A 20,146-nucleotide genomic window follows, 5' to 3' on the forward strand; every position below is an offset into this window, starting at 1 on the left:
CGAGTCGGGGACCACGACGGGCGCGCCTCCCCGTCACTCGCCGTCACTCCCGTCACACCGGCACCGGCCCGAGGGACTACCGTCCGGTCGTGGCCACCACCGATCCCTCGACCACCCAGATCGTGCTCGATCTCCTGGGCATCTTCGTGTTCGCGATCTCCGGCGCGCTCGTCGCCGTGCGCAAGGGACTCGACGTCTTCGGCGTGCTCGTGCTGGCGGGCACGACCGGCCTCGGCGGCGGGTTCATCCGCGACGTGCTCATCGACGCGACGCCGCCGGCGGCGCTTCAGGACTGGCGCTACCTGGTGGTTCCGGTCGCCGCGGGCGTGCTGGCCTTCGTCTACCACCCGGCGATCGGCCGCATGGAGCGATCGATCAACGTCCTGGACGCCTTCGGGCTCGGCCTGTTCTGCGTGACGGGCGCGCTCAAGGCGCTCGACTTCGGCCTCGGGGTCGCGCCCGCCGCGCTGATGGGGATGGTCACGGGCATCGGCGGCGGGATGCTGCGCGACCTGCTGGCCTCACGTGTGCCGGCGGTCTTCCGGGGTGAGCTCTACGCGACGCCGGCGCTGGCCGGCGCCATCGTCGTCGTCGCACTCGCGCACACCGAGCTGAGCTATTGGGTGGTGGCGCTGCTCGGCGGCGGCCTGTGCACCACCTGGCGGCTGCTGGCGCTCTGGAGGCACTGGCAGGCGCCGGTCCCGACCGGTCCCGCCTCCGTCTAGTCCCCGAGCACGCGCCGGAGGTAGGCGTTGGTGAAGACCCGGTCGGGGTCGAGCCGGTCGCGCAGGGCGACGAACTCCTCGAAGCGGGGGTACGCCGGCGCGAGGTCGCCCGCCGTGCGGGTGTGCACCTTGCCCCAGTGGGGGCGGCCGTCGTGGGCCCGCATGATCGGCTCGAGCAGCGCGAAGTACTCCAGGTGGTCGGCGTCGCGATGGGTGTGGAAGGCGAGGTACGTCGACGCGCGACCGGTGGAGGTCGACAGCGGGACGTCGTCGGCGGGCGTCACCCGGATCTCGACGGGGAAGGTGATGTTCAGGTGCGACGCCTCGATCGCCGCTCGCGCCTCGGTGAGCGCGGCGAGTCCGGCCTCGCGCGGCACGGCGTACTCCATCTCCCGGAAGACGACGGTCCGGGGCGAGACGAAGACCCTGTGCGCGAGGTCGCTGTAGGAACGGGCCGAGAGCAGCCGGCTCGACAGCTGGTTGAACCTCCGGATGGTGCCGGGGAAGCGGTTCGTGACGTGGTTGGCGGCGCCGAAGACCGTGTTGGAGAGGAACTCGTCGTCCCACCAGCCGCGCAGTCGCGACAGCGGCTCGGCCTCCTCGACGGACACGTCGAGCCGGTCGTTGGTCTTCACCATCAACCGGTCGGTGTGCGGGAACCAGTAGGTGTCGACGTGGTGGTGGCGCGCCACCCGCTCGTCGAAGCCCCCGAGGGCCTCGTCCCACCCCATCGGGGTCTCGTTCGCCTCGAGCACGAAGGCCGGCTCGACGCGGAAGGTGATCGTGGTGAGCACGCCGAGGGCGCCGAGGCCGACCCGCCCGAGGTCGAGGACGTCGGGGTTCTCCTCGGCGTTCGCCCGCAGGACCTCTCCCGTGCCGGTGACGAGCTCGAAGCCCGCGACCTGGGCGGAGAGCGAGGCCCAGGTGCCGCCGGTGCCGTGGGTGCCGGTCGAGGTGGCGCCGGCGAGGGTCTGCTCGTCGATGTCGCCCATGTTGTGGAGGCTGAGCCCGAGGGTCTCGAGCCCGGCGTTGAGGTCCCCGAGCCGGGTACCGGCCAGGGCGGTCACCGTCATCGCCTCGCGGTCGACCGAGACGATGCCGGTCATCCTGCCGGGCCGCAGCATGGTGTGCTCCGGCGCGGAGATCGAGGTGAAGCTGTGCCCGGTGCCGACCATCTTCAGCGTGGTGCCGTCCGACCGGGCGCGCGCGACCGCGGCGACGACGGCGGCGGTGTCCGCCGGCTCCTCCACGCGCGTCGGACGCGCCGACTCCAGGCCGGACCAGTTGCGCCACGCGCTCCGCTCGATCACGGCGCGATGGTAGACCCGGCGCCGACCTTCGGTGCGCGGGGGAGCGCCTGCGCGGCGAGGGCGGCGACGAGGCCGGCGGCCGCCGAGACGAGGTACGCCGCCGACGCGCCCTGGTGGTCCACGACGAGACCGCTGAGCGTCGCGCCGGGTGCGACGCCGGCGACCAGTCCGGTCTGCATGATCGCCATGCCCTCGGTCAGCCGCCCGGGCGGGACCACGGACTCGGTCAGCGACATCGAGGCGATCATCGTGGGCGCGATCGCGAAGCCGGCGACGAACAGCACCGCGCCCATCACCGGCAGCGAGCCGACGAACGAGAGCGGCAGCATCGCGCAGGCCATCGCGAGCGAGCCCCACCGGACCCGGGTCGCCGGGCCGCGGCGCCAGTGGATCGCGCCGGTGATCACGCCCGCGGAGAGGCTGCCGGCCGCCCACAGCGCGAGCAGCGCGCCCGAGACCGCCTTGTGGCCCTCCTCCTCGGCGAAGGCCACCGTCGTGACCTCGGCGCCACCGAAGAGGACGCCGAGCGCCGCGCACACGACGGCCAGCGGGACGACCGCACGCCACGGCATCGACGCTCGCGGCCCGGACGCGTCGTCGCGCGGGTGCGCCGGCGGCGCGGTCCCGGTCTGGGCCGTGAACGCCAGCGTGCCGAGCACGCAGGCGACGACGGCGATCGCGAGACCGGCGGCCGGGTGCCACGCCGTGGCGAGCACCGCGACCAGGATCGGGCCGAGGATGAAGACCGCCTCGTCGAGCACGGCCTCGAGCGCGAACGCCGTCTGCACGTCGGCCGGGCGCTCCAGCACGTGCGACCACCGGGCGCGCACCGCCGAGCCGACCTGGGGCAGGAGCGCCCCGCCGACCGCCGCGCAGGCGTACGTCGTCGCGATCGGCCAGTCGGCCTGCACCGACACGACGAGCAGCGCGACCGCGACACCGAATCCGAGGCCGGCGACGGTCAGCACCCTGCCCTGACCCAGCCGGTCGAGCAGCCGGCCCTGGAGGATCGCGAAGCCCGCGTTGGCGATCATGTACGCCGCCGAGATCGCGCCCGCGACGCCGTACCGTCCGGTCGCCGCCGAGACCAGCAGCACGATGCCGAGCCCGACCATGGAGATGGGCAGGCGCGCGACCAGGGCGGCCAGCGACATCTGGAGGGCCCCGGGCTCCGCGAGGATCCGGCGGTACGACGTGAGCATCAGCCGCGAACCTATCGGCGGTCTGCGGCCGCCCACCAATCATCATCACCGCCTTCCTAGGATTGGTGCCATGAGGCCTGACCCGAGCCCGTACGACGCGGTCCTGCTGGTGTCGTTCGGAGGTCCCGAGAAGCCCGCGGACGTCGTGCCGTTCCTCGAGAACGTCACGCGCGGCCGCGGCGTCCCCCGGGAGCGGCTCGAGGAGGTCGGACAGCACTACTACGGCTTCGGTGGGAGGTCGCCGATCAACGACCTCAACCGGGCCTTCCTCGACGCCCTGCGCGAGGACCTCTCCGGTGCCGGCATCGACCTCCCGGTCTACTGGGGCAACCGCAACTGGGACCCCTACCTGACCGACACGGTCCGGCAGATGGCGGCCGACGGGGTGACGCGCGCCGCGTGCTTCGTGACGAGCGCGTACTCGTCGTACTCCTCCTGCCGGCAGTACCGCGAGAACCTCTTCGACGCGCTGGCCGGGGCCGGGCAGGGAGGGGTGGAGGGAGCGCCGGTGCTCGACAAGCTGCGGGTCTACTTCAACCACCCCGGCTTCGTCGAGCCCGCCGTGGACGCGACGCTCGCCGCCCTCGCAGAGCTGCCCGAGGACGTCCGGGAGAGCGCGCACCTGGCGTTCGTGACCCACTCGATCCCGGACGCCATGAACGACGGGAGCGGCCCGGATGGCGAGGCGTACGTCGACCAGCACCAGAGCGTGGTCTCGGAGGTCGTGGAGCGGGTGCGGCAGGAGACCGGGCGACGGCACTCACACGCGCTCGTCTACTGCTCCCGCTCGGGCGCGCCGCAGGTCCCGTGGCTCGAGCCCGACGTCAACGACCACCTCGAGCAGCTGCACGCCGACGGGGTGCCCGCCGTGGTGATGGTGCCGATCGGCTTCGTCTCCGACCACATGGAGGTCGTCTACGACCTCGACACCGAGGCGCTCGCGACGGCCGAGAAGCTCGGCCTGCGCGCGGTCCGCGCGGCGACGGCGGGGATCGACCCGCGGTTCGTGGCGACGGTGCGCGACCTGCTGCTGGAGCGGGCCGCCGTCGAGCGCGGCGAGGAGGTCGTGCGCGCGAGCGTCGGGTCCTACCCCGCGTGCTGGGACCGGTGCCCGGTCGGCTGCTGCCCCAACCCGCGCGGCGACCGGCCGGCACTGGCGGGCGCGGACTCGTGAGCACCTCCCCGGGGGCGTTGGCGGGGCTGGCGCTGTCGGCCGCCCGCGAAGCTGCGGGCCTGGTCCGCGAGCGGGCCCGGGGCAACGTCACCGTCGCGGCGGTGAAGTCCAGCGACGTCGACGTCGTGACCGAGGCCGACCGGGACAGCGAGGCGTTGATCCGGGCGCGCCTGACGGCCGCCCGGCCCGACGACGCCTTCCTCGGCGAGGAGGGTGACGACGTCGCCGGCACGAGCGGGGTGCGGTGGATCGTCGACCCGATCGACGGGACCGTGAACTTCCTCTACGGCATCCCGCAGTACGCCGTGTCGGTCGCGGCCGAGCACGCGGGCGAGGTGGTCGCCGGCGTGGTGATCGACGTCCAGGGACGCACCGAGTACGTCGGCCACGCCGCCGACGACACCCGCCCGGCCTCGGTGACCCGCGACGGCGCGCCGATCGCGGTGCGCGGGCCGGCACCCCTGGCCGAGCGGCTGGTGGCCACCGGCTTCTCCTACGACCGGCGGGTGCGGGTGATCCAGGCCGAGGCGGTGACCCGGCTGCTGCCGCATGTGCGCGACGTACGCCGCCTCGGATCGTGCGCGCTGGACCTCTGCCTGGTAGCGGACGGCCGGCTCGACGGCTACGTCGAGGAGGGCGTCAACTACTGGGACCACGCGGCCGCCGGGCTGATCGCCCGCCTGGCGGGAGCCCGGACGAAGGTCACCCGCGGAGCCGGTGGTCTCGACCTGCTGGTGTGCGCGCCGGACCACGGATTCGAGGAGTTCCTGGAGGCGGTGCGGACCGCCGGATTCTCACCCGTTTCAGGGGAATAGCGGCTGGACACCTGATGTTCACCTGCACCGGCGGTGTTCGGGTGTGCCTTTTGGTCCCTTCATGGTGCACAATCTGGCGCCGACCCCGACGGGCCGACGACGAGACGAGACGAAGATTCACGAGGCGCGGGCCCAGCGCGCCTCTGAGAGTGGAGTGATCAATGGCGACCGACTACGACGCACCGCGCAAGACCGAAGAGGACCAGTCCGAAGAGAGCATCGAGGAGCTCAAGGCCCGTCGCCACGACAAGAACTCGGGGAAGGTCGACGAGGACGAGACCGAGGCGGCAGAGTCCTTCGAGCTCCCCGGCGCCGACCTCTCCCACGAGGAGCTGGCCGTCGAGGTGAAGCCGAAGCAGGAGGACGAGTTCACCTGCATGAGCTGCTTCCTGGTCCACCACCGCAGCCAGCTGGCTGACACGAAGAGGATGATCTGCAAGGACTGTGCCTGAGCACGCTCCGCAGACGACGAAGGGCCGCAACCCGGGGGGTTGCGGCCCTTCTGCATGTCACAGGTGTCCCAGGCGCCCCAGGACAGCTCAGGCGTGCTGCGCGTCCTTCTGGAGCTCCGGCGGCAGGTGCCCGGTCGAGCGGGCGTAGTACGACGCGGCGCGACGCTGGGCCAGCATCTTGGCCAGCCCGACCGCGACGCCGCTCGCGACGGCCCAGCTGACCGCCTCCCAGATCTCGACGTCGGGGTCGGCGGGATTCTCCGGCGGCTTCTTGCCGGTCGCCAGGGTCCACGACTTGTCGAGGGTCTTCTTCGCCACCGCCGCCGCGGTCAGCGCGGAGGCCAGCGAGAAGGCCGTCCAGATCTTCGATCCACCTTCAGCCATGGCCGAACAGTACCCAGCGCCCCGCGAGACCAGCGCGGTCAGGGGCGAACCGACTGCCCCAGCTCCGTCAGCGCCTTCGCGAGCTCCTCGGGCCGCCGGGTGGAGACCAGCCAGTAAGGCGCCGGGTCGGCCGGGTCGGTGATCTCGACCCGCACGGCGCGCTTGAGGTAGGGCCGGAGCACCAGGTGGGCACGGGCGTCGGCGTGGACGCCGGCGACCCGCCGCGTCTGGTCGGCGTCGAGGGCGGTCGCCGCGCCGACGTACGTCGCCTCGATGTGGGCCCGACCGGCGCGGAACACCTCGCCGTCGACGCAGACGCGGGTGTTGCCGTAGGACCACAGCCCCGCGAAGAGGGCCGCGAGCGCGACCGCCGTGACCACCCAGGCGACCGGTCCCGGGACCGCCACGACGACGGCCAGCCAGAGGGTCGCGACGAGCATCGTGCCCTGGACCCACCAGCGCAGCGGAACGCCGAGGCGCTCGGCGTAGGCGGGCTTCGCGGTCACGGCTGAATCCTGTCATTGGTCAGCGCCGGGACTGGCGGTAGGGTCCGGCGACGTGATCGACAGCCCGCTCGAGGTGCTGGTGCAGCGCCTCGACCCCGACCTGCCGCTGCCCGCCTACGCGCATCCCGGCGACGCCGGCGCCGACCTCCTGACCGCCGTCGACGTGACGCTGGCACCGGGGGAGCGGGCGATGGTGCCGACCGGCATCGCGCTCGCGCTGCCCGAAGGGTACGTCGCGCTCGTGCACCCGCGCTCGGGGCTCGCCGCCAGGCACGGGCTCTCGATCGTCAACACCCCGGGCACCATTGACGCCGGTTACCGCGGCGAGATCAAGGTGATGCTGATCAACCACGATCCGCGGGAGCCGATCGAGCTGCGCCGCGGGGACCGGATCGCCCAGCTGGTGCTCCAGAGGTGTGAGCGGGCCGCCTTCCTGGAGGTGGCGGCACTCCCGGCGTCGGTGCGTGGCGTCGGGGGCTACGGTTCTACTGGAGGTTTCCAGTCGTCCGTGAGGTCGACCGTCAGCGAGAGTGAGTAGGTCCGCGTGAAGTTCCGCCGCAAGTCCGCCGAGGCGCCGGTCGAGGTGACCCCCGACGACGGCTCGGACGACCTGGCCACGGACGAGGTGGCCCCGGTCGACGCGGCGACCGGGCCGTGGGACATCGACGACGTCGACGACCTCGACGCCGTCGAGCGCGTCGACCTCGGCTCGCTCGTGCTGACCCCGATCGACGGGCTGGAGGTCCGCCTCCAGGTCGACGAGTCCAGCGACCGCGTGCAGTCCGTGCTCCATGCCGGCCCCGAGGGTGCGGTCGAGCTGCGCGCCTTCGCGGCGCCCCGCAACGGCGACCTGTGGGACGAGGTCAGGCCCCGGATCGCGGCCGAGTACGCCCAGCGCGGCGGCACCGCCACCGAGCGGGAGGGCCGCTACGGCACCGAGCTGGACTGCCAGATCACCGTGCGCACCGAGGACGGCCGCACCGCGACCCAGCCCTCGCGCGTGATCGGCATCAACGGCCCGCGCTGGATGCTGCGCGCCACGTTCCTGGGCCGCCCCGCCGTCGAGCCGGAGACGGTGGGCCCGTGGGACACCGCGGTCGAGGCGACCGTCGTACGCCGTGGCGCGCAGGCCATGCCCGTCGGCGCCGAGCTGCCGCTCACCATGCCCCCGCGCGACCGCCTCGTCCGTCGCGGCTCCTAGTGCCTGGTGGGGATCCGATGACGGAGAAGAGCAGGCTGCGACGCACCATCAGCCGGTGGGCCGACTCCACCGACCAGGAGGTGCGCGACCTGCGCAAGACCCATGCCGAGCAGGGCTACCAGCAGATCGGCGAGGCCCCCGACCGTGAGCGCGTGCGGCTGCGCGGCACGCTGCAGACCGTGACGCTGCGCCCGCGCGGTGGGGTGCCGGCGCTGGAGGCGGAAATCACCGACGGCACCGGCATGCTCACGATCGTGTGGCTGGGCCGGCGCCGGATCACCGGCATCGCGCCGGGTCGCTCGATGTCGGTCGAGGGCCGGATCGGGCCGCAGGGCGGGCAGCGCATCCTCTTCAACCCCCGCTACGAGCTCATCCCATGAGCCAGCCGGAGGCCCCCCAGCCCGAGGTCCGGGAGCCCACCGCCGGCGTCGAGACCGTCGAGGCCGTCGTCCGGGCGCAGATGTCCAAGGCGCTCGGCGGCCGACGGGGCATGGTGGAGGCGGCCGTGCCGACGATCGCCTTCACGGTGCTGTGGCTGACGACCCGCGAGATGCGGCTCGCGCTGTCGGTGAGCGTGGCCGCCGCGGTGGTGCTGCTGGCGATCCGTCTCGTGCAGCGCTCGACGGTGCAGTTCGCGCTCAACGCGCTCTTCGGCATCGGCATCGGCTGGCTCTTCGTCACGATCTCCGCGAGCCGGGGCGGCACCGCGGACGACCAGGCCCTCGCCTACTTCCTGCCGGGCATCATCTACAACGCCGGCTACTCCGTCGTGCTGGCCGTGACCTGCCTGGTCGGCTGGCCGCTCGTCGGCTTCATGGTCGGCAGCGTCACCGGCGATCCGACGGCCTGGCACCAGGACCGGCAGATCGTGCGGCTGTGCGCCCTGCTGACGTGGCTGCTCGCCATCCCGTGCGTGCTGCGGGTGATCGTGCAGGGTCCGATCTGGCTGGCCGGCAAGTCGGCCACGATCGAGCCCGACTCGGCGGTCGCCGCGCTCGGGATCCTCAAGATCGCGATGGGCTGGCCGCTGCAGCTGCTCGCGCTGTTCGCGATGGTCTGGGTGCTGTCGCGCAACCACACGCCCGTCGCCGCCAACGGTTGAGTCGTAGCGTCCGGAGCCCCCGACTCAGCCTCCGTGGGCGGAGGGGGCGAGCAGCCGCTCGAGGTTCTCCTCGACGTCGGCGGGCACGACGAACAGCAGCTCGTCGCCCGCCTCGACCGGCTGGTCGTCGTCGGGCACGTAGACCTGGCCGTCCCGCAGGATCGTGACCAGCGCGCAGTTCTCGGGGAACGGGATGAGCCCGGCGGGCTTGCCGACGTACGGCGAGTCGGCGGGCAGCGTCATCTCGACGAGGTTGGCGTTGCCCTGGCGGAACGTGAACAGCCGGACCAGGTCGCCGACGGTGACGGCCTCCTCGACCAGCGCCGACATGATCCGCGGGGTCGAGACGTTGACGTCGACGCCCCACGCCTCGGTGAAGAGCCACTCGTTGTTGGGGTGGTTGACCCGCCCGACGGTCCGGGGCACGCCGAACTCGGTCTTGGCCAGCAGCGAGGTGACCAGGTTGACCTTGTCGTCGCCGGTCGCCGCGATCACGACGTCGCAGCGCTCCATCCGCGCCTCCTCGAGAGAGGAGAGCTCGCACGAGTCGGCCAGCAGCCACTCGGCGTCCGGCACCCGCTCGGGCTTGATCGAGTCGGGGTTCTTGTCGATCAGCAGCACCTCGTGGCCGTTGTGGATCAGCTCCCGGGCGATGGAGCGCCCCACGGCGCCGGCACCGGCGATGGCAACTCGCATGGCGTCCTCAGCTCTCGTCCGGTCCGGCCTCGATGACCTGGTAGGCGTGGGCGGCGTGCTCCTCGCGCATGGCGACGTGGAGGATGTCGCCCTCCTGGATCACGCTGTCGCGGCTGGGAAGCATGCCCTCGCCGAGGCGGTCGATCCAGGCGATCCGGCTCTTCGACTGCATCTGGAAGTCGACGGTCCGGTGGCCGATCCACGACTCGGGCGCCGGGATGTGGTCGACCCGGATGGTGCCGGAGGGGTCGCGGAAGTCCGGCTCGGCGCCCGCGGGCAGCAGCCGGCGGAGGATCTGGTCGGAGGTCCACTTCACCGTCGCGACCGTGGTGATGCCGAGCCGCTGGTAGACCTCGGCGCGGCCGGGGTCGTAGATGCGCGCCACGACCTGCTGGATCCCGAAGGTCTCGCGAGCCACCCGCGCCGCGATGATGTTGGAGTTGTCGCCGCTGGAGACAGCCGCGAACGCGTCGGCGCGCCGTACCCCGGCCTTCTCGAGCACCTCCTGGTCGAAGCCCTGGCCGGTGACCTTGTCGCCGTTGAAGCCCGGGCCCAGACGGCGGAACGCGTCCGGGTCGGCGTCGATGACCGACACGGTGTGGTTGCGGTCCTCGAGGCTGCGGGCGAGCGTCGAGCCGACCCGGCCACACCCCATGATCACGACGTGCACGAGGCAGACGCTACAACAGGTGGTACGCCGCACCCGCGTGGATGCACCGCCTGTCACGAGCAAGGTCTAGCCTTTCCCGTCGTGGGTATCGGCGACGTGTCGAAACGCGTGCTCCTCGGGCGCAAGCTGCGCAGCTCCCAGCTGGGGGAGACGCTGCTGCGGAAGCGCATCGCGCTGCCGGTCTTCGCCAGCGACGCGCTGTCGTCGGTCGCCTACGCGCCGGACGAGATCTTCATCATGCTGTCGCTCGCGGGCGCCTCGGCGTACGTCTGGTCCTGGCAGATCGGCATCGCGGTCGCGGTCGTGATGACCGCGGTCGTGGCGTCCTATCGACAGACCGTGCACGCCTACCCGAGCGGCGGCGGCGACTACGAGGTCGCGACGGTCAACCTCGGGGCGACGGCCGGGACCACGGTCGCGAGCGCCCTGCTCGTCGACTACGTGCTGACCGTCGCGGTGTCGATCTCCTCGGGAGCGCAGTACGCCGCGTCCGCGATCCCCGCCCTGTCGGAGCACGAGGTGACCGTGGCGAGCGTCGCGGTCCTGCTCCTGATGGCCATGAACCTGCGCGGCATCCGGGAGTCCGGGACGGTCTTCGCGGTCCCGACGTACGCCTTCATGGTCGCGATCCTGGGCATGGCCGCGTTCGGGCTCTTCCGCCTGGCCACCGGCGACCTGCCGAAGGTCACCAGCGCGAGCCTCGACCTCGTCCCCGAGCCCGGCTACGGCGACTCCATGACGACCCTCGCGCTGATGTTCCTGCTCGCACGCGCGTTCTCGTCCGGCTGCGCGGCGCTCACCGGCGTCGAGGCGATCTCGAACGGGGTGCCCGCCTTCCGGCGTCCCAAGAGCCGGAACGCCGCCACCACGCTGCTGCTGCTGGCGCTGATCGCGATCACGATGATGATGAGCGTCATCGTGCTGGCCAAGCAGATGGGCATGCAGCTCGTCGACCCCGACGACCTCGACCGGCTGACGCGCAACGGCGAGCCGTTGCCCGCGGGCTACGACCAGCACACCGCGATCTCCCAGATCGCCGACGCGCTCTTCCAGGACTTCCGCCCGGGCTTCTACCTCATCGTGACGGTCACCGGCGTCATCCTCGTGCTCGCGGCGAACACCGCGTTCAACGGGTTCCCGGTACTCGGCTCGATCCTCGCGCGCGACGGGTTCGCGCCCCGGGCACTCGGCTCGCGCGGCGACCGCCTCGCCTACAGCAACGGCATCGTCTTCCTCGCCGCGATGGCGATCGTCCTGATCGTCGCCTTCGGCGCCGAGCCGACCCGGCTGATCCAGCTCTACATCGTCGGCGTCTTCGTGTCGTTCAACCTCAGCCAGCTCGGCATGATCCGCCACTGGACCCGGCACCTGAAGACCGAGAGGGATCCGGCGGTACGCCGCCGCATGTTCCGCTCGCGGATCATCAACACCATCGGTCTCGCGCTCACGGCGGTCGTCCTCGTCGTCGTGCTGATCACCAAGTTCTTCGCCGGTGCGTGGATCACGATCCTGGCGATGCTGGCCTTCTTCATGCTCATGCGCGGCATCCACCGCCACTACGACAACGTCAACGACGAGCTCGCCGCCGACGAGGAGGACAAGGTCATGCCGACCCGGGTCCACGCGATCGTGCTGGTCTCGAAGCTGCACAAGCCGACGCTGCGGGCGCTCGCGTTCGCGAAGGCGACCCGTCCGAACGTGCTCGAGGGGGTCTACGTCTCCGTCGACGCCGCGGCCACCAACCGACTCCTCGAGGAGTGGGACGAGCGCAACATCGACATCCCGCTCAAGGTGCTGCACTCGCCCTACCGCGAGCTGGTGCGCCCGATCGTCGAGTACGCGATGGAGATCAAGAAGGCCAACCCGCGAGGCGTCGTCTCGGTCTACATCCCGGAGTACGTCGTGGGCCGCTGGTGGGAGCAGGTGCTGCACAACCAGACCGCGCTCCGCCTCAAGGGGCGGCTGCTGTTCGCGCCCGGCGTCATGGTGACCTCGGTGCCCTACCAGCTGCGCTCGTCCGAGCTCGTCCGGGAGCGGGAGGAGCGCGAGGGCGTGTGGGTGCGACCGACGGAGCTGCGGCTGGGCAACGTGCGCACCCGCCGGCCCAACGACCGCCAGATCCAGAAGTGACCGGCCAGCGAGGTCGCCGGCCGCGGGCGCGTCGGGCCCGCGGTGCCTCCCGGGTCGGCGAGCGGTTCGAAGTCGTCGTCGGCCCCGTCGCGCACGGCGGACACTGCGTGGCCCGGCTCGACGGCGGCCGCGTCGTCTTCGTCCGGCACGCGATCCCCGGCGAGCGAGTGGTCGTCGAGATCACCGAGGGCACAGACGGCGACCGCTTCTGGCGCGGCGACGCCGTCGAGGTGCTCCAGCCCTCACCCGACCGGGTCACGCCGCCGTGCCCGTACGCCGGGCCCGGGCGCTGCGGCGGCTGCGACCTTCAGCACGTCGACCTCGCACGCCAGCGCACGCTCAAGGCCGACGTCGTCCGCGAGCAGCTCGCCCGGCTGGCCGGCCTCGACCGCGACGTGGTCGTCGAGGCGGTCCCGGGCGACGACCACGGCCTGGGCTGGCGCACCCGGCAGCGCTACGTCGACCTGCCCGGCGGCGGCCGAGGGATGCGCAAGCACCGGTCGCACGACGTGGTCCGGGTCGAGACCTGCCTGATCGAGGCGCCCGAACCGGCCGGCCACCGCGCGCTCGGCCGCTCGTTCGAGGTCGCCGACGGTGGCTTCTGGCAGGTGCACCCCGGGGCACCCGACGCGCTGGTCACCGCGGTCCTCGAGATGCTGCGGCCCCGGTCGGGCGAGCGGTGCCTCGACCTCTACGCCGGCGTGGGGCTCTTCGCCGCGTTCCTGCTCGACGCCGTGGGGGAGTCGGGCCGCGTCGTCGCGATCGAGGGCGACCCGGCGGCGTCCGCGCTGTCGGCTGCCAACTGCCCGGGCGTGGAGGTGCGCGCCGGCGGCGTGGCCGAGGTGCTCGCCAGTGCGTACGACGAGTCGTTCGACCTCGTGGTGCTCGACCCGCCCCGCGAGGGCGCCCGACGCCCGGTCGTCGAGGCGGTCGCGGCCCGCGCGCCGAGGGCGGTCGCCTACGTCGCGTGCGACCCCGCCGCACTGGCGCGCGACCTGGCGACGTTCGCCGAGCTGGGCTACGAGCTGCGTGAGCTGCGCGCCTTCGACCTCTTCCCGATGACACATCATGTGGAGTGCGTGGCGCTGCTCGAGAAGAGCCGCTCTGACCTGCGGTGACGTGATTTGGCAGCGAGCTTCCAGACGTCCTCGAGTCCGCCTGAGGGCGCACTTTGTGTCACAGCACTCAACCCTTCACCATCGCTGCGCAATGTCGATGACCGCAGGCGACGAACCGGCGTCACCGGTTCGTCCTCGGCGCAGTCGACGACGCGACGCGTCAGTCTCCGCCAGGCATGCGTCGCCGCATGCAGTACATACCGACGAGCACTGGAGCCACGTTTCCATGCACCTGCTGAGAAGCTCTCCGCTAACCGCGGCGGTCGGGCCCAGTCCCCGTCAAACGCGTTGCGCGATTGGCGCAACGTCGTCAGTGACCTGCGGAGCCGCTGACGTAGCGGACCATACCCGTCACGTCGTCGGGCATGAGCCGTCCGATGGCTCCGCTGGAGTAGACGCTCACCACGACGTTCCCGGATGGGTCGAGGAGAAAGCCCGTTGACTGGAGGTAGGCCGGATCGGAGTTGACGAAGGCACCGGTTGCTGCCGACACGGCCGTCGGGTCGGCGCTGTGTCCGACAGGGAAGGTCAGTCCGAGGTCCGTGATCAGTGTTGCGGTCGCCGTCTCGTCGTCGCTCGAGAGCGCCGCGACCTTGACGCCGGCCTCCGCGAGGCGGTCGCTGCTCCGCTGGAATGCGCGCAGCTGCGTGTTGCAGTAGGGGCACCAGGAGCCGCGGAAGAACAGCACCACGGCGAAGCTTCCAGCGAACGCGTCTGGGAGGACCATGGACTTGCCACCTGGCTGGGTGAGAGTCAGCTTGGGGAATGCATCTCCCGCGTTCAGTAGTGTCACCACAGTCTCCTCGTTGTCGCCGAAGGGGTCCTCGGTCATAGGCCTGTCTGCGAGTTGGTGGCACGAAGCCACGGCGTCTTACCCGGGCTGCTCTCGAGCCACGCCGAGGCGGTGGCGGCCCTCCCGTTCTGGTCCGGCTGTCCAACCACCTGGTCCCGGGAGCCGACGGCCGTCGCCTCCGGACGGTCGCCCCACCCTGGGATCCCCCTCCTCGGCTGTCTGGTGCCGTCGAACGGCCAACGTCGACGACACGGTCAGCACCCTGTCTCGAAAGGCGAACCCGTGGGGCGTCACGGCCCGGCTGATCGCGATGAAGCCGGGTGAGGCGGCCCGGTGAAACCAATGACAGCGCTCCTCGATCCACTGGGAGTGTCGGTCGGACATCGTCGTTCCCACGAGCTGGGGGAGGGTGACCGCTACGAAGATGAGGGAAGAAGCGCCGGCTCGCCTGTCACGAACGCTCGGGGCGCCCGGCCTGCACAGGCGATCGACCTGGTCCGCGGCTGGATGACGCCGACCGCGACAGGACTGGTTCGCGGGTCGGGCGGACCAGTGAGCCACTCCCGACGCACGAAGGTGCTGCAGTGGAACCGGCTCAGCACGGCGAAACACGAGTCAGGAGAAGAAGAGATGACGGCAGACATCGCGGCAATCGTCTTCAGTTGCCGGGAACCCCGAAGGGTCGCCGAGTTCTGGGCGCACGTCCTGGGGCGCGACGTTGCGGCAACGGCAGGCGAAGAGTCCGCCGCGGTCCTGGCGCAGATCCCCCTGTTCTTCCGCCGGGCGGAGGCGGGATCGACGAACGCCGGCGGCGTCCACCTCGACCTCAGCACCGAGGACCTCGACGCCGAAGCAGCTCGTCTTCGTGGGCTCGGCGCCACCGAGGTCCGGCGCAACCAGTGGCACTCCACCGAATCGGTCACGTTCGTCGACATCGAGGGGAACCAGTTCGACCTGATCGCTGACTGAGCGAAGGGCCCAGTATTCGCGGGCCGAGGACGGGTGAACCCAGTCAGTGCAGTGCCGCACCGGACGTCGCGTCGAACAGGTGCACACTGGTGGGATCCGTCTGGACGTGCACGACGTCGCCAGGTACCTGCTTGCGGCGTCCGTCGACGCGGATCGTGATGTGCTCAGGAGTTCCCTCGACGTCGGACGAGCCGTAGATGAACGCGTCCGAACCCAGCTCCTCGACCACGTTCACCGTCACGGGGAGCCCCTCGCCGGGACCGACGACCCGCCACGCCTCGGGCCGCACGCCCACGGTGATCGGTCCTCGCGCGGAGGCCGCCAAGGAGCGTTCGACCGGCATGGTGGACCTGCCGATCCGAACGCCAGCCTCGGTCAACGTCGCCGACATCAGGTTCATCGCCGGCGAGCCGATGAAACCTGCGACGAAGACGTTGGCGGGCCTGTCGTAGAGAGCGAGCGGCGTGTCGGCCTGCTGGAGCACCCCGTCGTCGAGTACGACGACCCGGTCGCCCATCGTCATCGCCTCGACCTGATCGTGAGTGACGTAGACCGTCGTGATGCCGAGGCGATGTTGTAGTGCGGCGATCTGCGTGCGCGTGGACACCCGCAGCTTGGCGTCCAGGTTGGAGAGCGGTTCGTCCATGCAGAACACCTGTGGTTGGCGGACGATGGCACGTCCCATCGCGACGCGCTGACGCTGCCCCCCGGAAAGTGCCCTGGGCTTGCGGTCCAGGTACTCGGTCAGGTCGAGGAGCTTGGCCGCCTCGTGGACGCGCCTGTTGCGTTCGGTCGACCGCACCCCGGCCATCTTCAGTGCGAACTCCATGTTCTCGCCGACGCTCATATGGGGATAGAGCGCGTAGTTCTGAAAGACCATCGCGATGTCCCGGTCCTTGGGAGGCGCGTGCGTGACGTCGCTCTTGCCGATGAAGATCTTGCCGCTCGTGACCTCCTCCAGCCCCGCAAGCATGCGCAGGCAGGTGGACTTGCCGGACCCTGACGGGCCGACCAGGACGATGAACTCGCCATCCGCGACCTCAAGGCTGAAGTCGTTGACAGCGGGTGCGTCTGCCCCCGGATAGAGGTGCTCCGTGTGCTGATAAGTGACCGAAGCCATTTCACATCCTTTCGCCCTGCCGAGCCTTCGCCGAACCGCACCACCCGGTCACGCACATCCGTGCGCCGCCACGGAGTCGTACCGGACATCCATCGACTCATTCGGGTCGATGCCGCACGCCACGTGGTCCTGCACCTTCGTGTCAGCCGGGAGCCAAGGTCTTAGCAGAGAAGATCCGGGCGAGGTGCCGGCGCTCGCATGGGCCGCCTTGCTGCCGCTCCCAGTTCGGACGAGGGGCCCGGGTAAGGGATACGTGGCCGCGGGACACAGAGTCGATGTGTCCTCAGTTGAGCTATCACCGCTCCCTGACCTGACCGGTCGAACCGCACTCGTCACCGGAGCGAGTCGAGGCATCGGGCGCGCCGTTGCAGTCGACCTGGTGGTGGCCGGCGCCGTCGTCGCACTCGTCGCACGCAGTTCACGTCAGCTCGCCGAGACCCTCGTGGAGATCGAGGCGGAGAAGGGCGCTGCCGCGGCATTCGTCCGCGACCTCGCCGACGTCAAGGCGGCAGCGTCCGTTCTTCAGAACGTTGAACGAGAGCTCGGACCGGTCGACATCCTGATCAACAACGCCGCCACGGTGGCACCCCTGGGGCCCACGCAATCGGTCGAGCCGGCCGAGATCGAACACTCGCTGCGCCTCAATCTCATCTCGCCGGTGGTGCTGGGTACGAGTGCCATCCCGGGCATGCGCCAGCGCGGCTGGGGTCGCATCGTGAATGTCTCCAGCGGAGTCGTTGCCAGCCCCAGCGGCATGATCGGTGCCAACACGTACACCTTCTCGAAGGCGGCGCTCGAGTCGCACACGGTCAACCTGGCCGCCGAGCTCGAAGGCTCGGGGGTCACTGCCAACATCTACCGGCCCGGCCGGGTGGACACCTCCATGCAGGAATGGATCCGCGGCCAAGTCCCGCGGCTCGTCGGCGGTGGCCTGGTGGAGCGGTTCCGGTCGTTCCACGAGTCCGGAGCCCTGATCACACCGCGCGCGTCTGCCCGATCACTCGTAGTTCGGCTCACCAGCAATGAGACCGGTCGGGTCTGGGATGTCGCCGACGAGCTGACGAAAAGTCCGTCGTCCTGACGCCGACCCCTTGCCCAGGGGTCCTCACTGCCAAGACAGTCCCACCCTCGTCTCCGAGCCGGCAGGTCCCTGGTGCCCGGGTCGCTCCCCGAGCGACTGCTGTTCGCGGAGCGACTGTCGCGACGGATGCGCGTTCGTCTGGAAGGAGTGGATCGCCGACCGCGAAGACGTGATCCTGCTGGAGCGCGCCTGGGACCTCGAGGGCCGGGTGGCGTTCGCCTGGCGCGCGATGGATGCGTTCTTCGAGGAGGACGAGCGGATCCTCGGAGACGCGGCGGACCCGTACCACCGCATCGACATCCGGAAGACGTCGCGAAATTCTTCCCGTCCGCATAGCTCCGCAGTCTTCCGGACTCTGCGAAGCGGCGCCGGGCCGCTCCCTTCATCTCCCACCGTTGAGCGAGCACCGCTGACACACCGCGTGACTGTCGAACCCGGTGGAACGCTACACACGCCCCAGATCGCAGTTGGCCGGACCGACCGGTGGCGAGACCGGTGGTTCGACGGATGCCTGCGCTCCGCTCGCTTCGCAGACTGGGCCTTCGATCCACATCCAGGACCCCGAACCACGAGGGAGCGCGTCATGAACGGCCACCACCGACCGGCGCCGATGCTTCAGTTCGACTCGTTCGCGTCGGCGACCGAAGAGCGCACCACCACACGCAGGCGCTACCCGCCACCGGTCCCGAGACTGCCGTCGCCGAAGCCCTACGTCCGGCCCACACGCATGACGGAAGGCGACCTCACGGGATCCCCTGCTGAGGTGTGACCACCCGATTGCTCAACCTAAGGCCAGGGCGCGCCCCACCATCGAACCGACGTCGCGCACCGCCCGCGATCTGTTCTTCGTCGGCTGACAAAGCCGACGCGAAAGGCGGATCCGCGAGAGCCCTGCGGGGCGTCTCAAGAACGCAGCGCGGTCGACCTGCCTGCGCACGTCGACACTTCGAAATCAGCCAGTTCCCGGATCCGCACCAGTCACGCTGCGTCCGGCGACTGTCACCCGGAAGACCCACGACCAGCGACTGGCTTCGCACTGTCGCCGGTGTTCCTGTCGGGCTACGGCCAGCAGCAGCCTCGTGAGCGCAGCACGAAAGAACGACGGACCCGCGCGAAGCAATCAGGCCAAACAGGCCGTAGCGCGCGAGTTCGAAGAATTCCGTGCACTCCCGCCGAGGAAGGGCTGGGTGCCCGGTGGAACATGAAGAAGGAAGGCAGCCGCCATGTCAGACACGTATTCGATGAGCGCCGACGTCCTGATCGTTGGCTTTGGGAAGGGCGGCAAGACCGTCGCGCACGCGGCGGCGGACGCGGGCCACCGCGTGATCATGATCGAACAGTCGGCCGACATGTACGGCGGCACTTGCCCCAACGTCGGCTGTGTCCCGACGAAGATGCTCGTCCACTTCTCGGGCAACAAGCGCGCATCCGACGACGCCCAGGACTACTTCGAGAACTCCATCGAGTCGGTCAGAAAGCTGACCAGCGCCTTCCGCGCGGGCAACTATGAAGGCCTCGACAGCAAGGAGACCGCCACGGTGGTCACCGGGCGGGCGGTCTTCATGGACCCCCACACCGTCAGGGTCGGCGAAGGTGCGGAGGCAGTCGATCTCACCGCGCCGACGATCCTGGTCAACACGGGTTCGGAGCCGGTGATCCCTCCCATCCCCGGGCTGAAGTCCAGCTCTCACCTCGTCAGCAGCACGGAACTGACGCGCACCAACGCCCTGCCCGAGCGGCTGATCGTCCTGGGTGGCGGCTACCTGGGTCTGGAATTCGCATCGATGTACCAGAACTTCGGAACAGAGGTCACCGTCATCGAGGTGAACGAGCGATTGCTCCAAGGCGAGGACGAGGATGTGGCAGCGTCCGTCACGCACACCCTCGTAGGCGAGGGTGTGCAGGTCATCACGGGCGCGAGGATCACCGAGGTTCACGACAAGGGTGCGGTCTCGGCGGTCACCTATGTCAAGGACGGGGAGACCCGAACGGTCGAGGGGAGCGCGCTTCTGCCGGCCACTGGTCGACGGGCTGTGACGGCCGACCTACGGCTGGACGCTGCTGGCGTACAGACCACGACGACCGGCGCGATCGAGGTCGACGAGTACTTGCGCACTAGCCAACATCACATTTTCGCACTCGGTGACGTGAATGGCGGTCCGCAGTTCACCTACGTCGCGCTGGATGATGCGCGGATCGTGATCGACCAGCTGTTCGGGGACGGAAAGCGGACCACGACTGACCGCGTTGCCGTACCGCGCACCTTGTTCGTGTCGCCACCTCTGGCGACCGTCGGACTGAGCGAGAGCGAGGCCAGGGCCCGAGGCTTCGCCGTGACGGTCGCTCGCGAGAAGGTGGCCGACATCATTGCGATGCCACGCGCCTACGCGGTCGAGGAGACTCGAGGGCTCATGAAGTTCATCGTGGACGCCGACAGCGACCTGATCCTCGGTGCTGCCCTCCACAGCGTGGACTCCCAGGAGATCGTCAACACCGTGGCGTTGGCCATCCGGCACAACGTCACGGCGACCGAACTGAGGAATGCGATCTACACGCACCCGAGCTCGACCGAGGCCATGAACGAGGTCTTCGACATGGTCGTCTGACCCTGTCGAGCTTGGGCAAGGGCAATGTCGGATCCACTGATCGATCTCGCCTACATGCACGCGGCGTCCGCCTCGGCGACGAGGCGGGCCGA

21 protein-coding genes are annotated in these 20,146 nt (G+C 70.3%); 13 read left to right on the forward strand and 8 right to left on the reverse strand.

The features are described from left to right. Nucleotides 1–89 precede the first annotated feature (89 nt). Nucleotides 90–725: a trimeric intracellular cation channel family protein gene (locus PZ894_RS06420; protein ID WP_275743606.1), complete on the forward strand. Its 636-nt coding sequence runs from the start codon at nucleotides 90–92 to the stop codon at nucleotides 723–725. Here the strand turns inward: PZ894_RS06420 and PZ894_RS06425 are convergent. Together PZ894_RS06425 and PZ894_RS06430 are read right to left on the reverse strand one after the other, a co-directional pair. Further along, entirely contained in the window at nucleotides 722–2,035 is a 1,314-nt protein-coding gene (locus PZ894_RS06425; RefSeq protein WP_275743608.1) for a D-arabinono-1,4-lactone oxidase, read from the reverse strand. The genes PZ894_RS06420 and PZ894_RS06425 overlap by 4 nt on opposite strands. Next, nucleotides 2,032–3,237: an MFS transporter gene (locus tag PZ894_RS06430; protein ID WP_275743610.1), complete on the reverse strand. Its 1,206-nt coding sequence runs from the start codon at nucleotides 3,235–3,237 to the stop codon at nucleotides 2,032–2,034. Before PZ894_RS06430 ends, PZ894_RS06425 begins: the two co-directional genes overlap by 4 nt. Nucleotides 3,238–3,307: 70 nt before the next feature. Here PZ894_RS06430 and PZ894_RS06435 point away from each other — a divergent pair, with 70 nt between their 5' ends. From PZ894_RS06435 to PZ894_RS06445, 3 genes are all read left to right on the forward strand, one after another. Then, entirely contained in the window at nucleotides 3,308–4,411 is a 1,104-nt protein-coding gene (locus tag PZ894_RS06435; RefSeq protein WP_275743612.1) for a ferrochelatase, read from the forward strand. After that, the gene (locus PZ894_RS06440; RefSeq protein ID WP_275743614.1) at nucleotides 4,408–5,226 is read left to right on the forward strand and encodes an inositol monophosphatase family protein; all 819 of its coding nucleotides are present in this window, start codon (nucleotides 4,408–4,410) and stop codon (nucleotides 5,224–5,226) included. The genes PZ894_RS06435 and PZ894_RS06440 overlap by 4 nt, the downstream gene beginning before the upstream one ends. 161 nt (nucleotides 5,227–5,387) lie before the next feature. Then, nucleotides 5,388–5,678 (forward strand): DUF4193 domain-containing protein, encoded by a 291-nt coding sequence (locus PZ894_RS06445; RefSeq protein ID WP_275743616.1) that lies wholly within the window; start codon nucleotides 5,388–5,390, stop codon nucleotides 5,676–5,678. Between the two features lie 87 nt (nucleotides 5,679–5,765). Here the strand turns inward: PZ894_RS06445 and PZ894_RS06450 are convergent, their stop codons facing one another. After that, a complete protein-coding gene (locus PZ894_RS06450; protein ID WP_275743618.1) occupies nucleotides 5,766–6,062 on the reverse strand; it encodes a DUF4235 domain-containing protein in 297 nt (98 codons plus the stop codon). Nucleotides 6,063–6,100: 38 nt separating this feature from the next. Next, nucleotides 6,101–6,568, reverse strand: a complete 468-nt coding sequence (locus PZ894_RS06455; protein ID WP_275743620.1) for a DUF3093 domain-containing protein — start codon at nucleotides 6,566–6,568, stop codon at nucleotides 6,101–6,103. 55 nt (nucleotides 6,569–6,623) lie between these two features. Here PZ894_RS06455 and dut point away from each other — a divergent pair, with 55 nt between their 5' ends. The 4 genes from dut to PZ894_RS06475 are packed head-to-tail and all read left to right on the forward strand — an operon-like array spanning nucleotide 6,624 to nucleotide 8,871. Next, nucleotides 6,624–7,106, forward strand: coding sequence for a dUTP diphosphatase (gene dut, locus PZ894_RS06460; protein WP_275743694.1), 483 nt, complete (start codon nucleotides 6,624–6,626; stop codon nucleotides 7,104–7,106). A gap of 6 nt (nucleotides 7,107–7,112) precedes the next feature. Continuing rightward, entirely contained in the window at nucleotides 7,113–7,769 is a 657-nt protein-coding gene (locus PZ894_RS06465) for a DUF3710 domain-containing protein (RefSeq protein WP_275743622.1), read from the forward strand. A 17-nt stretch (nucleotides 7,770–7,786) separates the two neighbouring features. Next, nucleotides 7,787–8,149, forward strand: a complete 363-nt coding sequence (locus tag PZ894_RS06470; RefSeq protein WP_275743624.1) for an OB-fold nucleic acid binding domain-containing protein — start codon at nucleotides 7,787–7,789, stop codon at nucleotides 8,147–8,149. Continuing rightward, nucleotides 8,146–8,871 (forward strand): DUF3159 domain-containing protein, encoded by a 726-nt coding sequence (locus tag PZ894_RS06475; protein ID WP_275743626.1) that lies wholly within the window; start codon nucleotides 8,146–8,148, stop codon nucleotides 8,869–8,871. Before PZ894_RS06470 ends, PZ894_RS06475 begins: the two co-directional genes overlap by 4 nt. Before the next feature lie 24 nt (nucleotides 8,872–8,895). On the opposite strand, the gene PZ894_RS06480 is transcribed toward PZ894_RS06475, so the two are convergent. Next, nucleotides 8,896–9,567, reverse strand: a complete 672-nt coding sequence (locus PZ894_RS06480) for a TrkA family potassium uptake protein (RefSeq protein WP_275743628.1) — start codon at nucleotides 9,565–9,567, stop codon at nucleotides 8,896–8,898. Nucleotides 9,568–9,574: 7 nt separating this feature from the next. Further along, nucleotides 9,575–10,237, reverse strand: a complete 663-nt coding sequence (locus tag PZ894_RS06485; protein ID WP_275743630.1) for a TrkA family potassium uptake protein — start codon at nucleotides 10,235–10,237, stop codon at nucleotides 9,575–9,577. 81 nt (nucleotides 10,238–10,318) lie between these two features. On the opposite strand from PZ894_RS06485, the gene PZ894_RS06490 reads away from it, so the two are divergent. Together PZ894_RS06490 and PZ894_RS06495 are read left to right on the forward strand one after the other, a co-directional pair. Continuing rightward, nucleotides 10,319–12,367 carry an APC family permease gene (locus tag PZ894_RS06490; RefSeq protein ID WP_275743632.1) on the forward strand — a complete coding sequence of 683 codons (2,049 nt, stop codon included), beginning with the start codon at nucleotides 10,319–10,321 and terminating at the stop codon, nucleotides 12,365–12,367. Beyond that, entirely contained in the window at nucleotides 12,364–13,485 is a 1,122-nt protein-coding gene (locus PZ894_RS06495; RefSeq protein WP_275743634.1) for a TRAM domain-containing protein, read from the forward strand. Before PZ894_RS06490 ends, PZ894_RS06495 begins: the two co-directional genes overlap by 4 nt. 310 nt (nucleotides 13,486–13,795) lie before the next feature. Here the strand turns inward: PZ894_RS06495 and PZ894_RS06500 are convergent, their stop codons facing one another. Then, on the reverse strand, nucleotides 13,796–14,317 hold the full coding sequence (locus PZ894_RS06500; protein WP_275743636.1) for a peroxiredoxin family protein: 522 nt from the start codon (nucleotides 14,315–14,317) through the stop codon (nucleotides 13,796–13,798). 591 nt (nucleotides 14,318–14,908) lie between these two features. Between PZ894_RS06500 and PZ894_RS06505 the strand changes: the two genes are divergently transcribed. Then, nucleotides 14,909–15,247, forward strand: a complete 339-nt coding sequence (locus PZ894_RS06505; RefSeq protein ID WP_275743638.1) for a VOC family protein — start codon at nucleotides 14,909–14,911, stop codon at nucleotides 15,245–15,247. Between the two features lie 43 nt (nucleotides 15,248–15,290). On the opposite strand, the gene ugpC is transcribed toward PZ894_RS06505, so the two are convergent. Further along, nucleotides 15,291–16,367: a sn-glycerol-3-phosphate ABC transporter ATP-binding protein UgpC gene (gene ugpC / locus PZ894_RS06510; RefSeq protein ID WP_275743640.1), complete on the reverse strand. Its 1,077-nt coding sequence runs from the start codon at nucleotides 16,365–16,367 to the stop codon at nucleotides 15,291–15,293. A 109-nt stretch (nucleotides 16,368–16,476) separates the two neighbouring features. Here ugpC and PZ894_RS06515 point away from each other — a divergent pair, with 109 nt between their 5' ends. Then, nucleotides 16,477–17,448, forward strand: coding sequence for an SDR family oxidoreductase (locus PZ894_RS06515; RefSeq protein ID WP_275743642.1), 972 nt, complete (start codon nucleotides 16,477–16,479; stop codon nucleotides 17,446–17,448). Nucleotides 17,449–18,671: 1,223 nt separating this feature from the next. After that, the gene (locus PZ894_RS06520; RefSeq protein WP_275743644.1) at nucleotides 18,672–20,054 is read left to right on the forward strand and encodes an FAD-dependent oxidoreductase; all 1,383 of its coding nucleotides are present in this window, start codon (nucleotides 18,672–18,674) and stop codon (nucleotides 20,052–20,054) included. Nucleotides 20,055–20,146: the final 92 nt, after the last annotated feature.

It is taken from the genome of Nocardioides sp. YIM 152315, assembly GCF_029210375.1.
Lineage (GTDB): Bacteria > Actinomycetota > Actinomycetes > Propionibacteriales > Nocardioidaceae > Nocardioides.

Excerpts from the sequence above, each read along its gene's own strand:
- ugpC (WP_275743640.1), bottom strand. The coding sequence starts at position 16,367 with ATGGCTTCGGTCACTTATCAGCACACGGAGCACCTCTATCCGGGGGCA.
- PZ894_RS06445 (WP_275743616.1), top strand. The coding sequence starts at position 5,388 with ATGGCGACCGACTACGACGCACCGCGCAAGACCGAAGAGGACCAGTCC.
- PZ894_RS06470 (WP_275743624.1), top strand. The coding sequence starts at position 7,787 with ATGACGGAGAAGAGCAGGCTGCGACGCACCATCAGCCGGTGGGCCGAC.
- PZ894_RS06505 (WP_275743638.1), top strand. The coding sequence starts at position 14,909 with ATGACGGCAGACATCGCGGCAATCGTCTTCAGTTGCCGGGAACCCCGA.
- PZ894_RS06500 (WP_275743636.1), bottom strand. The coding sequence starts at position 14,317 with ATGACCGAGGACCCCTTCGGCGACAACGAGGAGACTGTGGTGACACTA.
- PZ894_RS06475 (WP_275743626.1), top strand. The coding sequence starts at position 8,146 with ATGAGCCAGCCGGAGGCCCCCCAGCCCGAGGTCCGGGAGCCCACCGCC.
- PZ894_RS06450 (WP_275743618.1), bottom strand. The coding sequence starts at position 6,062 with ATGGCTGAAGGTGGATCGAAGATCTGGACGGCCTTCTCGCTGGCCTCC.
- PZ894_RS06435 (WP_275743612.1), top strand. The coding sequence starts at position 3,308 with ATGAGGCCTGACCCGAGCCCGTACGACGCGGTCCTGCTGGTGTCGTTC.
- PZ894_RS06430 (WP_275743610.1), bottom strand. The coding sequence starts at position 3,237 with ATGCTCACGTCGTACCGCCGGATCCTCGCGGAGCCCGGGGCCCTCCAG.
- PZ894_RS06515 (WP_275743642.1), top strand. The coding sequence starts at position 16,477 with ATGCCGCACGCCACGTGGTCCTGCACCTTCGTGTCAGCCGGGAGCCAA.
- PZ894_RS06480 (WP_275743628.1), bottom strand. The coding sequence starts at position 9,567 with ATGCGAGTTGCCATCGCCGGTGCCGGCGCCGTGGGGCGCTCCATCGCC.
- PZ894_RS06520 (WP_275743644.1), top strand. The coding sequence starts at position 18,672 with ATGTCAGACACGTATTCGATGAGCGCCGACGTCCTGATCGTTGGCTTT.